At 63.4% G+C, this 14,224-nt stretch carries 16 protein-coding genes; 10 read left to right on the forward strand and 6 right to left on the reverse strand.

Annotated elements, in window-relative coordinates; genetic code table 11:
- The first annotated feature begins 504 nt into the window (after positions 1 to 504).
- The 3 genes from mqo to ACFQDL_RS01310 all read left to right on the forward strand — a co-directional run bounded on the left by mqo (position 505) and on the right by ACFQDL_RS01310 (position 5,178).
- Complete coding sequence (gene mqo, locus ACFQDL_RS01300; RefSeq protein WP_379907449.1) at positions 505 to 2,061, forward strand: malate dehydrogenase (quinone); 1,557 nt, start codon at positions 505 to 507, stop codon at positions 2,059 to 2,061.
- 123 nt (positions 2,062 to 2,184) lie between these two features.
- Positions 2,185 to 2,427, forward strand: a complete 243-nt coding sequence (gene yidD / locus ACFQDL_RS01305; protein WP_379907451.1) for a membrane protein insertion efficiency factor YidD — start codon at positions 2,185 to 2,187, stop codon at positions 2,425 to 2,427.
- Between the two features lie 198 nt (positions 2,428 to 2,625).
- A complete protein-coding gene (locus ACFQDL_RS01310) occupies positions 2,626 to 5,178 on the forward strand; it encodes a hydantoinase/oxoprolinase family protein (RefSeq protein ID WP_379907452.1) in 2,553 nt (850 codons plus the stop codon).
- Here the strand turns inward: ACFQDL_RS01310 and ACFQDL_RS01315 are convergent.
- On the reverse strand, positions 5,123 to 5,350 hold the full coding sequence (locus tag ACFQDL_RS01315) for a hypothetical protein (protein ID WP_379913468.1): 228 nt from the start codon (positions 5,348 to 5,350) through the stop codon (positions 5,123 to 5,125). The two genes, ACFQDL_RS01310 and ACFQDL_RS01315, sit on opposite strands and share 56 nt — an antisense overlap.
- Between ACFQDL_RS01315 and ACFQDL_RS01320 the strand changes: the two genes are divergently transcribed.
- From ACFQDL_RS01320 to ACFQDL_RS01330, 3 genes are all read left to right on the forward strand, one after another.
- Positions 5,321 to 6,268: a hydantoinase B/oxoprolinase family protein gene (locus tag ACFQDL_RS01320; protein WP_379907453.1), complete on the forward strand. Its 948-nt coding sequence runs from the start codon at positions 5,321 to 5,323 to the stop codon at positions 6,266 to 6,268. The two genes, ACFQDL_RS01315 and ACFQDL_RS01320, sit on opposite strands and share 30 nt — an antisense overlap.
- 177 nt (positions 6,269 to 6,445) lie before the next feature.
- Positions 6,446 to 7,897: an SLC5/6 family protein gene (locus tag ACFQDL_RS01325; RefSeq protein ID WP_379907454.1), complete on the forward strand. Its 1,452-nt coding sequence runs from the start codon at positions 6,446 to 6,448 to the stop codon at positions 7,895 to 7,897.
- An 8-nt stretch (positions 7,898 to 7,905) separates the two neighbouring features.
- A complete protein-coding gene (locus tag ACFQDL_RS01330; RefSeq protein ID WP_379907455.1) occupies positions 7,906 to 8,652 on the forward strand; it encodes a hypothetical protein in 747 nt (248 codons plus the stop codon).
- 270 nt (positions 8,653 to 8,922) lie between these two features.
- On the opposite strand, the gene ACFQDL_RS01335 is transcribed toward ACFQDL_RS01330, so the two are convergent.
- Positions 8,923 to 9,744, reverse strand: coding sequence for a mechanosensitive ion channel family protein (locus ACFQDL_RS01335; protein ID WP_379907456.1), 822 nt, complete (start codon positions 9,742 to 9,744; stop codon positions 8,923 to 8,925).
- 356 nt (positions 9,745 to 10,100) lie between these two features.
- On the opposite strand from ACFQDL_RS01335, the gene ACFQDL_RS01340 reads away from it, so the two are divergent.
- The 4 genes from ACFQDL_RS01340 (at position 10,101) to ACFQDL_RS01355 (ending at position 11,813) form a co-directional block, all read left to right on the forward strand.
- Entirely contained in the window at positions 10,101 to 10,697 is a 597-nt protein-coding gene (locus ACFQDL_RS01340; protein WP_379907457.1) for a TIGR04211 family SH3 domain-containing protein, read from the forward strand.
- Between the two features lie 114 nt (positions 10,698 to 10,811).
- Positions 10,812 to 11,258, forward strand: a complete 447-nt coding sequence (locus ACFQDL_RS01345; protein WP_379907458.1) for an Rrf2 family transcriptional regulator — start codon at positions 10,812 to 10,814, stop codon at positions 11,256 to 11,258.
- Between the two features lie 121 nt (positions 11,259 to 11,379).
- On the forward strand, positions 11,380 to 11,622 hold the full coding sequence (locus ACFQDL_RS01350) for a GrxA family glutaredoxin (protein WP_379907459.1): 243 nt from the start codon (positions 11,380 to 11,382) through the stop codon (positions 11,620 to 11,622).
- 62 nt (positions 11,623 to 11,684) lie between these two features.
- The gene (locus ACFQDL_RS01355) at positions 11,685 to 11,813 is read left to right on the forward strand and encodes a hypothetical protein (protein ID WP_379907460.1); all 129 of its coding nucleotides are present in this window, start codon (positions 11,685 to 11,687) and stop codon (positions 11,811 to 11,813) included.
- An 18-nt stretch (positions 11,814 to 11,831) separates the two neighbouring features.
- Here ACFQDL_RS01355 and ACFQDL_RS01360 read toward each other — a convergent pair whose 3' ends face one another.
- Genes ACFQDL_RS01360 through ACFQDL_RS01375 form a run of 4 tightly spaced genes read right to left on the reverse strand, consistent with a single transcriptional unit; the run spans position 11,832 to position 14,212 of the window.
- Positions 11,832 to 12,362 carry an ATP-binding domain-containing protein gene (locus ACFQDL_RS01360; protein WP_379907461.1) on the reverse strand — a complete coding sequence of 177 codons (531 nt, stop codon included), beginning with the start codon at positions 12,360 to 12,362 and terminating at the stop codon, positions 11,832 to 11,834.
- Complete coding sequence (locus ACFQDL_RS01365; RefSeq protein WP_379907462.1) at positions 12,290 to 13,399, reverse strand: AAA family ATPase; 1,110 nt, start codon at positions 13,397 to 13,399, stop codon at positions 12,290 to 12,292. Before ACFQDL_RS01365 ends, ACFQDL_RS01360 begins: the two co-directional genes overlap by 73 nt.
- Entirely contained in the window at positions 13,297 to 13,839 is a 543-nt protein-coding gene (locus ACFQDL_RS01370; RefSeq protein ID WP_379907463.1) for a hypothetical protein, read from the reverse strand. The genes ACFQDL_RS01365 and ACFQDL_RS01370 overlap by 103 nt, the downstream gene beginning before the upstream one ends.
- Positions 13,733 to 14,212 (reverse strand): PD-(D/E)XK nuclease family protein, encoded by a 480-nt coding sequence (locus tag ACFQDL_RS01375; protein WP_379907464.1) that lies wholly within the window; start codon positions 14,210 to 14,212, stop codon positions 13,733 to 13,735. The genes ACFQDL_RS01370 and ACFQDL_RS01375 overlap by 107 nt, the downstream gene beginning before the upstream one ends.
- Between the last annotated feature and the right edge of the window lie 12 nt (positions 14,213 to 14,224).

Raw genomic sequence — 14,224 nt, forward strand, 5'->3', positions numbered from 1 at the left:
ACGCTGCACGACACTCGCATTTCCCCTGTATCCCGTCGCCGCCGGCGATAACGCACCTGCGTCATACTTCCCCGACCAAAGTATAAAAAACGCCGCAGCCCCTGTGTTTACAGGGGTTTCGGCGTTATTTTGCAGCGCCTTATAGTAGCTATAAGGGATTTAACGTTTCCTTCTGTCGCTCCCGATTTATAATGCGTCGCAACTGCGAAACAGAAAAATAATATTGCCTTAACCCAACGGCAACCTTAACAAGGGCCAGGATTCCGAGCCTTCGCCGACCGGGAAAGAGGCGCAACTTTCTGTAATCGCGATACGCCTGACAACCTTGCGCAGACAGGCACAACAGGCCGATCCCGGAGAGCAGACCCTCCGGTCGAACAGCCTGCCAGGTTTGCGCCTGGCACGGGAACGCGGGAAAGCATCCAGAGAGAGGCCGGCGCCACAAGCGCCACTTCCCGGCGTCATCCCGTCACCCAGACCGACTATCAACATGGCGGAGTTATCATGACCACAAAAACGGTAGATGTACTTCTCGTCGGAGCCGGTGCCATGAGCACCACCCTTGGCATGCTGCTCAAGCAGCTGGACCCGGCCCTGAAAATCACCCTGGTTGAGCGTCTCGACCATGTTGCCCACGAAAGCACCGATGGCTGGAACAATGCCGGCACCGGACATGCGGCCTATTGCGAGCTGAACTATACGCCGCAAAAAGCCGACGGCAGCATCGATACCGCCAAGGCCTTCGCGATCAACTCCGCCTTCGAAGTCAGCCTGCAGTTCTGGTCCTACCTGGTCGAACAGCAGGTACTGCCGGCACCGCAGAATTTCATCAACCCGACCCCGCACCAGAGCTTCGTCTGGGGCGACGACAACGTCGCCTTCCTGCGCAAGCGCTTCGAGGCACTGAGCGCACACCCCGCCTTCGCCGACATGGAGTACAGCGAAGACCCGGAGATACTGCGCGACTGGATGCCGCTGGTGATGCAGAACCGCAAGGCTGGCGAAGCTGTGGCCGGCACCCGCGTGCGCTACGGCTCCGATGTCGATTTCGGCTCCCTGGCCCGCTACATGGCCAGCCACCTGGAGCAGCAGCCCGAGTTCGAGATGCTGCTGAGCCGCACCGTGCGCGACCTCAAGCGCAAGGCAGACGGCCGCTGGCGCGTCAAGCTGAAGAACAGCCAGACCGGCGAGCGTGAAAAGATCTACGCGCGCTTCGTATTCCTCGGCGCCGGTGGCGGTGCCCTGCCGCTGCTGCAGATGTCCGGCATCCCGGAGGGCGACGGCTACGGCGGCTTCCCGGTCAGCGGCCAGTGGCTGGTCTGCCGCAAGCCCGAAATCGTTGAGCAGCATCTGGCCAAGGTCTACGGCAAGGCTCCGATCGGCGCACCGCCGATGTCGGTGCCCCACCTGGACACCCGCATCATCAACGGCGAGAAGGCACTGCTGTTCGGCCCGTTCGCCGGCTTCACCACCAAATTCCTCAAGCAGGGGTCGAAGCTGGACCTGCCGAAGAGCATCAAGGCAAACAACCTGAAATCGATGATGTCGGTCGGGCTCAACAACATGGACCTGACCCGCTACCTGATCAGCGAAGTCATGCAGTCCCACGATGCCCGGATCGAAGCACTGCGCAAGTTCTTCCCCGAGGCGCGCAGCGAGGACTGGAGCCTGTCCTATGCCGGCCAGCGGGTCCAGATCATCAAGAAGGACCGGGCCAACGGTGGCGGCAAGCTGGAATTCGGCACCGAAGTGATTACCGCCCGGGACGGCTCTCTGGCGGCATTGCTGGGCGCCTCTCCGGGTGCCTCGACCGCGGTCAACACCATGATCGGCATCCTTGAGCGGTGTTTCCCGGAGCAGATGGCGTCTGTCGACTGGCAGAGCAGGATGAAAGCGATGGTACCGTCCTACGGCCAGTCCCTGGTCGAGGACCCGGTGCTGCTGCAGCAGGTGCGCGAGCGCACCCTGTCGGTACTGCAGCTGGACTCGGCGCCGGCACCGGCCCCAAAGCTGTCTGCCGCGGCTGAGCCGGCCGAAGTGCGGCAGTCCCTCGCCAGCTAACTGAAAGCGACAAGAAAGCCTGCAGGGTGGAAGGAGTGCCGAAGGCCCGAATTCCACCCTGCGACTTGTAGCGTGGCGCGTCCTTGCCTATGCTGGGCGCAATCCATCGAGCCGGCTTGCGCCATGCGAAAACTCTTTATCGTCCTGATACGCGTTTACCAGCTGGTGATCAGCCCGCTGCTGGGACCCCGTTGCCGTTTCTACCCCAGCTGCTCGCAGTACGGTATCGAGGCGATCCAGACCCACGGCCCGCTACGCGGCGGCTGGCTGACCTTGAAGCGCATCCTCAAGTGCCACCCCGGCCATCCCGGCGGCCTCGATCCGGTGCCGCCACAATGCGGCTGCGACAAGCCACCGCAGGCCTGATCACTCCGGCTTACTGGCTGCGAGTGCACGCGGAACGCGGTGGGGCCCGCGTGCCGCCTGTTCCTACAAACGGAATTTCCGTCCGGCTTTGACAGCGTGAAGTCACCCCTCGGATAACGCGCAGCAAAGGTTTCAAGGTCGTGCCCGCTGCCGTAAGCTGAGTGCCTTGACTCCTTTTCTCGACACGGGAACAACGCTATGGTTCAGGCGAATCAGTCCAAACCGACCGACCCCGGCCAGCAGAGCCAGTGGGATTTCTGGATCGATCGCGGCGGTACCTTCACCGATATAGTGGCACGCTGCCCTGACGGCACGCTGCAGGCACACAAGCTGCTGTCGGAAAATCCGGCCCATTACCCGGACGCCGCCTTGCAGGGCATTCGCGACCTGCTCGGCGTCGCAAAAGAGGAGCCGCTGCCGGCCGAGCGCATCCGCTCGGTGAAAATGGGCACGACGGTGGCCACCAATGCCCTGCTGGAGCGCAAGGGCGATGCCACCGTGCTGGTTACCACCCGCGGCTTTGCCGATGCGCTGCGCATCGGCTATCAGGTGCGCCCGAAACTGTTTGATCTGCGTATCGAGCTGCCGGAGATGCTGTATAGCCGGGTCATCGAGGCCGATGAACGACTCAGTGCGCGGGGTGAAACACTGCGACGGCTGGACCCGCAAGGCGTCGCGCGCGCGCTGCAGCAGGCTTATGACGACGGCTTGCGCGCGGTGGCCATCTGCCTGCTGCATGGCTATCGCTATCCGCAGCATGAGCAGGCCATCGCCCGGCTGGCCCGCGACATCGGCTTCAGCCAGGTCTCGGTCAGCAGCGAGGTGAGTCCGCTGATGAAGCTGGTCAGCCGCGGCGATACCACCGTGGTCGACGCCTACCTCTCGCCCATCCTGCGCCGCTACGTTGACCGCGTTGCCTCGGAGCTTGGCAACACCCGCCTGATGTTCATGCAGTCCCATGGCGGCCTGACCGATGCCCACTTTTTCCAGGGCAAGGATGCCATCCTGTCGGGACCTGCCGGTGGTGTCGTCAGCATGGCGCACACAGCATCCCTGGCCGGCTTCGACAAGGTAATCGGCTTCGACATGGGCGGCACCTCCACCGATGTCAGCCACTATAATGGCGAGTACGAACGCACCTTCGAATCGGAGGTCGCCGGCGTGCGCCTGCGCGCACCGATGATGCAGATCCATACCGTGGCCGCCGGCGGCGGCTCGGTTCTCCACTTCGACGGCGCCCGCTATCGCGTCGGTCCGGACTCGGCCGGTGCCGCCCCGGGCCCGGCCTGCTACCGCAAGAACGGCCCGCTGACGGTCACCGACTGCAACCTGATGCTAGGCCGCCTGCAGCCGGCCTTCTTTCCCAAGGTCTTCGGCCCGAACGCCGACCAGCCCCTGGATGCCGACGTCGTCCGGGAGAAGTTTTCCGAGCTGGCCCGGCGAATCCGGCGGGAAACCGGCGATGAACGCACTCCCGAACAGGTCGCCGAGGGTTTCCTGTCGATCGCCGTCGAAAACATGGCCAATGCCATCAAGCACATATCGGTCCAGCGCGGCTACGATGTCTCCGAATACGTGTTGAATTGTTTTGGCGGCGCCAGCGGCCAGCTTGCCTGCCAGGTAGCCGACGCGCTGGGGATGAAGTGGGCGCTGCTACACCCCTACTCCGGCGTACTCTCGGCATACGGCATCGGTTTGGCCGATGTGCGCCTGCTGCGCCAACAGGCGGTGGAGGTACCGCTCAGCGACAGCCTGATACCGCAACTGGATGCCCTCTTCGATCAACTGGCAGCGAGCGCCCGGCAGGAGATGACGGCACAGCGGGTGCCCGCCGAGCGAACCCGGCTGATTCGCAAGCTGCACGTCAAATATGCAGGCAGCGATACCACCCTGATGGTGCCCTACGGCCAGCCCGAACAGATTGTCGAGAGTTTCGAGGAGACTCACAATCGCCAGTATGGCTTCATCGCGCCGGACAAGAAGCTGGTGATCGAAGCGGCCCTGGCGGAACTGGTAGGCACCAGCGACCTGCCGCCCGACACCAGCGACGCCCCGCGGGCGCCCCGCAACCCGGCGGCCATTCCGGTCGCGCAGCGCGCGCAGGTGATGATGGCGGGCGAGTGGCGGGATACCACCATTTACGACCGCACCCGCCTGCAGCCGGGAGATCGGATCGAGGGGCCAGCGATCATCATCGAGGCCAACAGTACCACGGTGATCGAGCCCGGCTGGCAGGGAGAGATGGACTCCCATCGCCAGCTGGTGCTGCATCGCATCAAGCCGCTGCCGCGACAAACGGCAATCGGCACCGAGGTCGACCCGGTCATGCTCGAGATCTTCAACAACCTGTTCATGTCGATTGCCGAACAGATGGGCTCGGTACTGGAAAATACGGCGTCATCGGTGAACATCAAGGAGCGACTCGACTTCTCCTGCGCATTGTTCGACCGCGATGGCGAGCTTATCGCCAACGCCCCGCACATGCCGGTGCACCTGGGCTCGATGAGCGAGAGCATCAAGTCGGTCATCCGCAGCTTCCATGGCCGGATGCACGACGGCGACGCCTATATGCTCAACGCCCCCTACAACGGCGGCACCCACCTGCCGGACGTCACCGTGATCAGGCCCGTGTTCTATGACGACGAGATACAGTTCTACGTCGCCTCACGCGGTCATCATGCCGACATCGGCGGCATCACGCCAGCTCCATGCCGCCGGCCAGCACCAGTGTCGAGCAGGAGGGCGTGCTGATCGACAATGTCCGCATTGTCGACCAGGGACGCTTTCTCGAAGCCGAGGTGCGCCAGCTGCTCGGTTCGGGCCCTGGCCGGCACGCAATATCGACCAGAACGTCGCCGACTTCCGGGCCCAGCTCGCGGCCTGCGAGAAGGGTGTGCAGGAGATTGGACGCATGGTGACCCATTTTACCCTGCCGGTGGTGCAGGCCTACATGCAGCATGTGCAAGCCAACGCCGAAGAGTCGGTGCGCCGCGTGCTGGACGCCCTGCACGACGGCCATTTCCGCTACGAGATGGATGATGGCAATGCCGTCGAGGTCGACATTCGCGTCGACAGAGACAATCGCCGGGCGGTTATCGACTTCAGCGGCACCAGCGCGCAACATCCCGGCAACTACAACGCGCCGGTTGCGGTGTGCAAGGCGGCCGTGCTTTACGTATTCCGGACCCTGGTCGATGCCGATATTCCGCTCAACAACGGCTGCCTGAAACCACTGGAAACGATCATTCCCGAGGGCTCTCTGCTCAATCCGGTCTATCCTGCAGCAGTGGTCGCGGGCAATGTCGAGACCTCTCAGGTCGTCGTCGACGCTCTGTTCGGCGCTCTTGGCACTGTTGCGGCCAGCCAGGGAACGATGAACAACTTTACCTTCGGCAACGCCCGCCATCAGTATTATGAAACGCTCTGTGGCGGTGCCGGCGCCGGCGCCGATTTCGACGGCACCGACGCCGTCCACACCCATATGACGAACTCGCGCCTGACCGACCCCGAGGTGCTGGAATGGCGCTTCCCGGTACGGCTGGAGTCCTTCGCCATTCGGCGTGGTTCGGGAGGCGCCGGACGCCATCATGGCGGCGATGGCACGGTACGCCGCATTCGCTTCCTGGAGGCCATGACCGCGGCCATTCTCGCCGGCCATCGCCGGGTTCCGCCCTACGGCCTGAACGGTGGACGGCCCGGCGCGCTCGGCCGAAACTGGATCGAGCGCAGCGATGGCCGACGCGAGGAACTCGGCTCCCAGGCCGAGGTCGAGGTACGTCCCGGTGACATCTTCGTCGTCGAAACACCCGGCGGCGGAGGTTACGGTGCCCCGGAAAACTGACGGCCGCCGCGGGCACCGGGGCCGCAAAGCGGGCCGGCCGGAGCTCCGGCAACCTGTTCGGTTGCGGCCTGTCAATGCGCGCCGCAATTGACCCTCCGGCCTGCAGCAGCTATTACATAAACCAAAAGCGCTCGAACAAAAGGGCCCGCCAACCTCATGTTCTCTCCGGTTTCGGTCATGCTTGTCGTGCTGGTCTACATGGCCATCCTGTTCTCCATCGCCCAGTTTGTCGAAAAGCGTGCCGAGCTCAGAGGCCCCAAGGTGCATGGTCCCTGGATCTATTCGCTGTCGCTGGCGGTCTATGCCACCTCCTGGACCTTCTATGGCAGCGTCGGCCTGGCCAGCCAGTCCGGCTTGCTGTTCTTCGGCATCTATGCCGGCGCGCTGCTCGCCATCGCCTTCTGGCAGGTCACGCTGCGGCGCATGGTAGCGGCCAAGGAAACCTTCCATATCACCAGCATCGCCGACTTCATCTCAACCCGCTACAACCGCTCCCAGCCGATCGCCGCCATCGTCACCCTGATCGCCCTGGTCGGCACCCTGCCCTACATCGCGCTGCAACTCGAGGCGATCGTCAGTTCGTTCAACCTGATCACCGCCGGCAACAATCCCGGCGTCGGCGGCCTGACCGGGCTCCTGATCACTATGATGATGATCCTCTTCACCATACTGTTCGGCGCGCGCCGCCTCGACCCGACCGAGCGCCATCCCGGCATGGTCACGGTGCTGGCGGTGGAATGCCTGGTCAAGCTGGTGGCTTTCGTCGCAATCGGAATTTTCGTCACCCTGTCGGTTTTCGGCGGCGTCGACGGGTTGACCGAACGCCTGTTCGAGGGCGATCTGCGCCACCTGACGCGCATCAGCAGCTACCGCGGCGACAATCTGACCTGGCTGACCTTTATCGTACTGAGCTTTATCGGCGTTCAGTTGCTGCCGCGCCAGTTCCATGTCGCGGTGGTCGAGAACCCGGACCGACGCCATATCAAAACCGCCATGTGGCTGTTCCCGCTCTACCTGATCCTGATCAACCTGTTCGTGCTGCCGATCGCCGGCGCCGGGCTGATCAGCGACATTCCAATCGCCATGGCAGATTTCTACGTACTGCTGATACCGCAGCAGGCCGGCGAACAGGCCCTGACCATGCTGACCTTCATCGGCGGCTTCTCGGCCGCAACCGCAATGGTGCTGGTTACCACCATGACGTTGGCGACCATGGCATCGAACCATCTGCTGCTGCCTCTGATCGAGCGGGTGCCCTGGCTGCAACGGGCGCGCGGCTCGCTGCTGCAGGTACGCTGGGGACTGATCGCACTGATCCTGATCTCGGCGTTCCTTTTCGCCGTCGAGTTCGCCGACGCCTATGTACTGGTCACCATCGGTCTGCTCTCCTTCGCGGCGGTGGCTCAGTTCGCGCCGGCGCTGTTCGGCGGTCTGTTCTGGTCCCGCGGCAACAGCGCCGGCGCCCTGGCAGGCCTCAGCGCCGGCTTTCTGCTCTGGTTCTATACGCTGGCCGTGCCGACCTTCGTGCGCCAGGGCTGGATCCATCCGTCCCTGCTGACGGAAGGCCCTGGGACATTGCGCTGCTGCGTCCCGAAGCCCTGCTCGGCCTCGAAAGCCTTCCGGCGCTGACGCACAGCGTGTTCTGGTCACTGCTGGTCAATATCAGCCTCTATGTGCTCGGTTCGCTGCTTTACGAGCCACACAAGAGCGAGCGCACGCTGACCAACGAGTTCCTGTCGTCGATGCTGCCAAGCCTGCAACGCTACCGGGCCCGTCCCACCGGCCTCGATGCCTATATCGAACTGGCGTCGAAAATGGCCGAAGCCGAGGTGCTGCTGACCAAGTATCTCAATGCAGACAAGGCCTACCTGGCGGTCAACAGCATCGCCGACGACCTGCAGATCCTGAGCAAGAGCCAGATCACCATCATCGAACTGATCGAGTTTCACCGCATGCTGGAGCATGTGCTCTCCGGCGCCATCGGCGCCGCGAGCGCGCACCGCGCGATCGAGACCTCGATCCGTTACAGCGACCGCGAAGCCGCGGACCTCAAGGCCCTTTACAGCCACCTGGTCAGCGAGCTGCACGGCCAGCACCTGGGCGACGCGCCGCCAGGTCCAGTGGCCGGCAGTGGCCACAAGGCCAAAGGCGAGGATCACTTCGGCATGATCAACGAGCTGCAGCGCAATATCGAGACACTGGAACAGACCATCGAGGCGCAACAGGCCGAGATCAGTCAGTTGGAGACCAAGCTGGATTCACGCTATGAAGCCATGTTCCGCTACCGTCTAAATGCACAGAAACTGAAGCAGGAAAACGAACTGCTAAGGCGCGAGCTCGGCGCAATCAGGGCGCCGGAAACGGGTCAGGAAAACCCACCGTAGAGTGCAGATGGTAAAGGTTGTGCGGTGCGCTCCGCTTACCAGCACCCCACCTGGCCGGCACTCCGGATTAACGTAGAGTGCTGCTGAGCGCAGCAGCCGCCATGGATGGCGGAAGGCCGCCCCGCGGGAAGCCTGGCATTGCAGGAGCAAATGCCAGCGAAGCGCACCGGCATTCTGATGGTGCGGTGCGCTTCACCGTAAACCGTTCCTGCGTTTACAGTATTTCCGCCATCCCTGGCGGTCACCGGCACCTCAGGTACCGCGTGCTGATTATAGTTTGTCGCTTTTCTTATGCAGATGCACATCCATCTGCGGGAACGGAATGCTGATGCCTTCCTGGTCGAAACGCAGTTTCACCTTCTCGTTGGTATCCCAGAGCACGTTCCAGTAATCGGCGCTGCGCACCCAGGGGCGGACATTGAAGTTGACGCTGCTGTCGGCAAGTGCCGCCACCGCCACCACCGGCTCCGGTTCCGGCAGCACCCGCTCGTCCTCGGCGAGAATCTCGGTCAGAATCCGCTTGGCCTTGAGCAGATCGGAATCGTAACCGATACCGAACACCATATCGACGCGGCGCGTTTCACGCTTGGAGTAGTTGGTGATGACGCCACTGTAGATACCGCCATTGGGCACGATCACTTCCCGGTTGTCGCCGGTGCGCATGACGGTGTTGAAAATGGAGATGTGTTCGACAATACCGGCGACGCCACCGGCTTCGACGAAGTCGCCTTCGCGAAACGGGCGGAAAATGATCAGCAGGACGCCGGCGGCAAAGTTCTTCAGCGAGTCCTGCAGTGCGAGACCGACGGCCAGACCCGCCGCACCGACGACGGCAATCATCGAAGTGGTATCGACGCCGAGCTGGTCGAGGGCCGCAACGACGACCACCAGCAACAGCAGTACATTGACGATCGAGCTGATGAAACTCACCAGCATGGCGTCCAGTTTGGCCCTGCGCAGGCCCCGCCCGATCAGGTTCAGCAGCAGCTTGATAACCAGCCGGCCGACGATAAAGATCGCGAGCGCCAGTACGATATTGATCGCCCAGGGTATGGCATAGGCATCAACATAATCAGCATAGAAATTTTCCATTATTTCACCTCTGGATAATTGGGTCCTTCGCAGAGTCGCCGTCAAGACCTGCCACAGGGCGGCACTGAACAGCTTCTGTCGGGCCAGGGCGACACTTTTCGGCTATGGCCTTATGAAATGACGCCCTTGGGCGACATAGCATAATAAAAGACGGCATGATCGCAACCATTGGGGTTTCAGGATTTTTTTCGGAACTATAATCGGGTCCCTCAGAACAATCGAACGCCGGCCGTATCGACGATCAGCCCGGCGCCCTGGCAGAGTCTTCGACCCCGCCGTCGCCCGGCGATGGTCGGGCCCAGCCTTTCTTACGCCCGTGACGGCACGGGCAGACCGGTAACCAAGTGCTGAGATCAATGACTAAATTTCTGGACTCCCGTGCGCCCAAGCGGCTGGCCGCCAGCCTTATTCTCCTGACCGCCCTGCCCGCTGCGGCCGAACAGGGCCATATCGCCGACGACGTCTACACCTTCTATCACAGCGGCCCAAGCAACCAGTACCGTATTACCGGCAGGATCCGCAGCGGTGAGCCGGTCGAGATCCTCAAGCGCGACAGCAATACGGACTACGTACAGATCCGCATGGAAAACGGTCGCACCGGCTGGCTGCCGGGCGAACACGTCGCCGAAGGCCCCAGCACTCTGTCCCGGCTGCCCGCCCTCGAATCCGCGCTGAGTGAAAAGCAGGCCACCACCAGCACCCAGCAGCAGGAGATCGAGACCCTGCGCGCCGAGCTCAGCGAACTCAAGGCCCAGAACCAGTCCTACACCGGAAACCTGCAGGCACTGAACAGCGAGATCGAAACACTGAACCGCCAGATAGAGAACATGGACGAGAGCAACCTGATGCGCTGGTTCACCCATGGCGGCCTGGTCGCCCTCGGCGGGGTACTGCTGGGCTTGCTGATTCCCTACTTCCCGAAAAAGCGGAAACGTCGCGACGACTGGTTCTGACGCCCTTGCAGAGTCGATTCGCGCCCTCCGACATTATTGATTAGTTGTTCACAAACAGCGCATTGCGTGCCAAACTCAGGGAAACACTGGTCGAATCGGGACCCTGGACACGCCATGCAACTCAACAAGCAGACCGATTATGCGGTACGCGTTCTGATTTTTCTGGGTTCAGCGCCCGACGATCGGCGCTGCACCGTTTCGGAAATGTCGGAAACACTGGGTATTTCTGCCAACAACCTCGCCAAGATCGTCAACCGTTTCGCCAACCACGGGCTGATCACCACTATCCGGGGGCGAAACGGCGGCCTCAGAATCAACCCCGAAACGCTCGACTATCCACTGGGGGAACTGGTGGCCATGTTCGAACCGGACTGCGAACTGGCGGATTGCACCCATGCCGAGTGCAACATGACCGAGCAGTGCGGCTGGCGCCAGGTACTGGCGGGCTCCCGCGAGGCGATGATCGCCCACATGAACCGCTTTCGCGTGCGCGACCTGCTCGACAACCGCGCCTGGCTCGAGCGCATCCTGCACCAGCCCAAAGCCGTTGCAGGTCTATAGTCCCCTCCAATCAACGCCATTGCGATCGCCAATTGGCACGCGGTTCCGGGCTCTGTTGAAATAGCCGTCAGTTGATCGGGCGCAGACCCCGCGCCCGCCACCCGCGGACAGGAGAACCCCCATGGAGCGCATCACCATTTTCGGACGTGACGGTTGCGGCTACTGCCGCCGGGCCGTTGAGCTGTGCGAAAGCAAGGCGCTGAATTACCGCTATATCGACATTCACGCCGAAGGCATCAGCAAGGCCGACCTCGAGAAAACCATCGGCAAGCCGGTGCTGACCGTACCGCAGATATTCCGCGGCCAGCAGCATGTTGGCGGTTATACCGAGTTCGCACGCGAAGTTGCCCAAGGGGCGCAATGAATACTAAGCTGTAAGAGTACCCCGTTGACCGCAGCGGTTTGGAGCGAGGGAGGACAACAGCCATGCTCACGATAGCCGTTATCGCACTCGTTGCCGGAGGCCTGCTGCTGATGCTGACAGCTCGCGACAGACCCGAGCACAAACCGGCACCCGTGCGGATCGAGACCCGGGACCCGCGACGTCGTCGCTGACCCCTGACCGGATCGGGCTCAGGCTCGATCCCAGAGCCGGGCGGCCAGGCCACTGGCCCGCTCGGTACGCCGACCGATCACCCGCTGCAGCAGGGTGCTGCGGGCATAAAGTTCGAAGTGACCGCGCGCCCGTGTAATGCCGGTATAGAACAGCTCCCGTGTCAGTACCGGGGCGTCCTCGGGCGGTAACAGCAGCAACACCCGGTCAAATTCGGACCCCTGACTCTTGTGTACGGTCATGGCGTACACCGTCTCGTGCTCCGGCATCCGGCTCGGCAGTACCGGGCGCGGCGCGCCGCCCTGGTCGAACCAGACCCGCAGCTCACCCGCGTCGTTCGGCATCAGGATGCCGATGTCGCCATTGAACAGCTCCAGCGCGCGATCGTTGCGTGTCACGATCACCGGACGCCCCGCATACCAGGCGCCGGACAGCCGAATAAGACCGGCCTGAACCAGCCCCCGCTCGATGCGCTCATTCAGCCCGGCCACACCATAGGGGCCCTGGCGCAGCGCGCTGAGCAGCTGGAAGCGGTTGAAGGCGGCCAGCACCTCGGCCGGCGCAGCGCCACGCGCCAGGGCCTGCAGATAGTCACGGTAGCCCTCGACACAGCGGTCGACCAGCCTCTGATAATGACCATTGTCGAGCCGCCGCCAGGCGATATCCCCGTACCCCCGCTGCCAGACCGCCCGGAACGCCTCGTCATCACCGTCATTGACCGCCCGCGCCAGCCGCCCGATACCGCTGTCGGCGCCAAAACGGTAGCTGGTACGCAGTTGCGCCAGGCCATCGGCCACCGGCATCGCTGCCGGGTCACCCAGGGCTTGCGGCTCGAGCTCGCAGACCGACGCCAGGTACTCACTCTGGGCAGGACTGTAGCGCAGCTCCCCGGCCAGCTGCAGATATCCCCCAGCACACTGCCGGCCTCCACCGACGCCAGCTGATCGCGGTCGCCGATCAGCACCAGCCGGGCAGACTCCGGCAGGGCGGACAGCAGCCGCGCCATCAGCGGCAGATCGACCATCGAGGCCTCGTCGACCACCAGCAGATCCAGATGCAATGGATTGTCGGGGCCGTGGCGAAAACGGCGACTGCCCGGTAGCACGCCGAGCAAGCGGTGCAGCGTCGACGCCTCGTCCGGAATCAGCCCGGCGACCGGGGCCGGCAGCGCCAGCCGGCCCCGGGCAGCGGCAATCGACTCGGCCATGCGCGCCGCCGCCTTGCCCGTAGGGGCCGCCAGCCGGATCCGGGGCTTCACCCCGAGCGCCAGCTGCTGCTCGATATGCAGCGCCAGCAGCTTGATCACCGTGGTGGTCTTGCCGGTGCCGGGGCCGCCGCTGATCACGGCGAAACGCCGGCTCACCGCCACCGCCGCCGCCACCTTTTGCCAGTCCGGTGCCGCAGCGCCGTCGACGGACGGAAACAGGCGCTGCAGCGACGCTTTCATCGCAACCCGGTCGGTGTCGAGCGCTTCGCTGCGCCGGCTCAGAAAAACGGCCAGATCGCATTCGAAGCGCCAGTAGCGATAGAGATAGAGGCGCTCGCGATCGAGCACCAGCGGCGTCTCGGGCTCGCCGCGCCCCAGCACCACCCCATCGGGCGAACAATCGCAGGAGCCGCTCCGCGGGCGAACCCTTTTGAAGCCGACTCTATTCGCGCGGAGACCGGGCTCCCACAAGCACCCAGCCAGGGCCGCAGGCGGTCGCCCACCTCGGGCGGCAGACTGTCGATCAGCGCCGGTACCGAGGCCAGCGGCAGGCAGACATTGCCGCGGCCGAGCTCGAAGCTGACCAGCGCCGCCAGCACCAGCAGCGCCGGCTCCCGGCAGCCGCCGGTCTCGTGCAGAAAGCGGGCAAACTGAACGTCGAGCGGGCGCAGCCCCCGGGCACCACCGTCTCGCGCAAGTGATTGAGCACATCCATTATCCCGCCTCCGCAGACAACTCGGCGCCGCAGAACAGCCGGTCCAGCGACTCGACCAGGCCCCGTTCCGGCTTGCAGTGAAAGACGCCCAGCCGCACCGGATCATCCGCCCGCATCCCCCTCAGGAACAGGTAGAAGACCCCGCCGACATCGCGGTCGTAATCATAGTCCGGCAGCCGCTGCCGCAGCAGCCGGTGCAGCGCCAGGGTATAGAGCTGGTACTGCAGATCGTAGCGGTGTTCGCGCATCGCCTGGCGCAGGGGCTCGGCACCGTAATCGCCCGGCTCACCGCCAAGGTGGTTGGACTTGTAGTCGAGAATGTAATAGCGACCGTCGACGCGAAACACCAGATCGATAAAACCCTTGAGCATGCCCTGCACCGTTTCGAACCGAAGCTCGCCGGCACCGGCTGCCAGCGGGTCCTGTGCCTGCAACAGCCGGTTCAGTGCGCGACAGTCGAGTCCGGCTACCGGCAGCATGAACTCCAGCTC

Origin of the sequence: Marinobacterium aestuariivivens (assembly GCF_042661465.1) — a bacterium.
Taxonomy (GTDB): Bacteria; Pseudomonadota; Gammaproteobacteria; order Pseudomonadales; family Balneatricaceae; genus Marinobacterium_A; species Marinobacterium_A aestuariivivens.

What these genes read in the sequence shown, in the direction of transcription:
- ACFQDL_RS01315 (WP_379913468.1), bottom strand. Translation starts at nt 5,350, where the DNA reads ATGGGTCACCATGCGTCCAATCTCCTGCACACCCTTCTCGCAGGCCGC.
- ACFQDL_RS01370 (WP_379907463.1), bottom strand. Translation starts at nt 13,839, where the DNA reads ATGATCCGGTGCGGCTGGGCGTCTTTCACTGCAAGCCGGAACGGGGCC.
- ACFQDL_RS01345 (WP_379907458.1), top strand. Translation starts at nt 10,812, where the DNA reads ATGCAACTCAACAAGCAGACCGATTATGCGGTACGCGTTCTGATTTTT.
- mqo (WP_379907449.1), top strand. Translation starts at nt 505, where the DNA reads ATGACCACAAAAACGGTAGATGTACTTCTCGTCGGAGCCGGTGCCATG.
- ACFQDL_RS01335 (WP_379907456.1), bottom strand. Translation starts at nt 9,744, where the DNA reads ATGGAAAATTTCTATGCTGATTATGTTGATGCCTATGCCATACCCTGG.
- ACFQDL_RS01375 (WP_379907464.1), bottom strand. Translation starts at nt 14,212, where the DNA reads ATGCTGCCGGTAGCCGGACTCGACTGTCGCGCACTGAACCGGCTGTTG.
- yidD (WP_379907451.1), top strand. Translation starts at nt 2,185, where the DNA reads ATGCGAAAACTCTTTATCGTCCTGATACGCGTTTACCAGCTGGTGATC.
- ACFQDL_RS01340 (WP_379907457.1), top strand. Translation starts at nt 10,101, where the DNA reads ATGACTAAATTTCTGGACTCCCGTGCGCCCAAGCGGCTGGCCGCCAGC.
- ACFQDL_RS01350 (WP_379907459.1), top strand. Translation starts at nt 11,380, where the DNA reads ATGGAGCGCATCACCATTTTCGGACGTGACGGTTGCGGCTACTGCCGC.
- ACFQDL_RS01325 (WP_379907454.1), top strand. Translation starts at nt 6,446, where the DNA reads ATGCTTGTCGTGCTGGTCTACATGGCCATCCTGTTCTCCATCGCCCAG.
- ACFQDL_RS01355 (WP_379907460.1), top strand. Translation starts at nt 11,685, where the DNA reads ATGCTCACGATAGCCGTTATCGCACTCGTTGCCGGAGGCCTGCTGCTG.
- ACFQDL_RS01310 (WP_379907452.1), top strand. Translation starts at nt 2,626, where the DNA reads ATGGTTCAGGCGAATCAGTCCAAACCGACCGACCCCGGCCAGCAGAGC.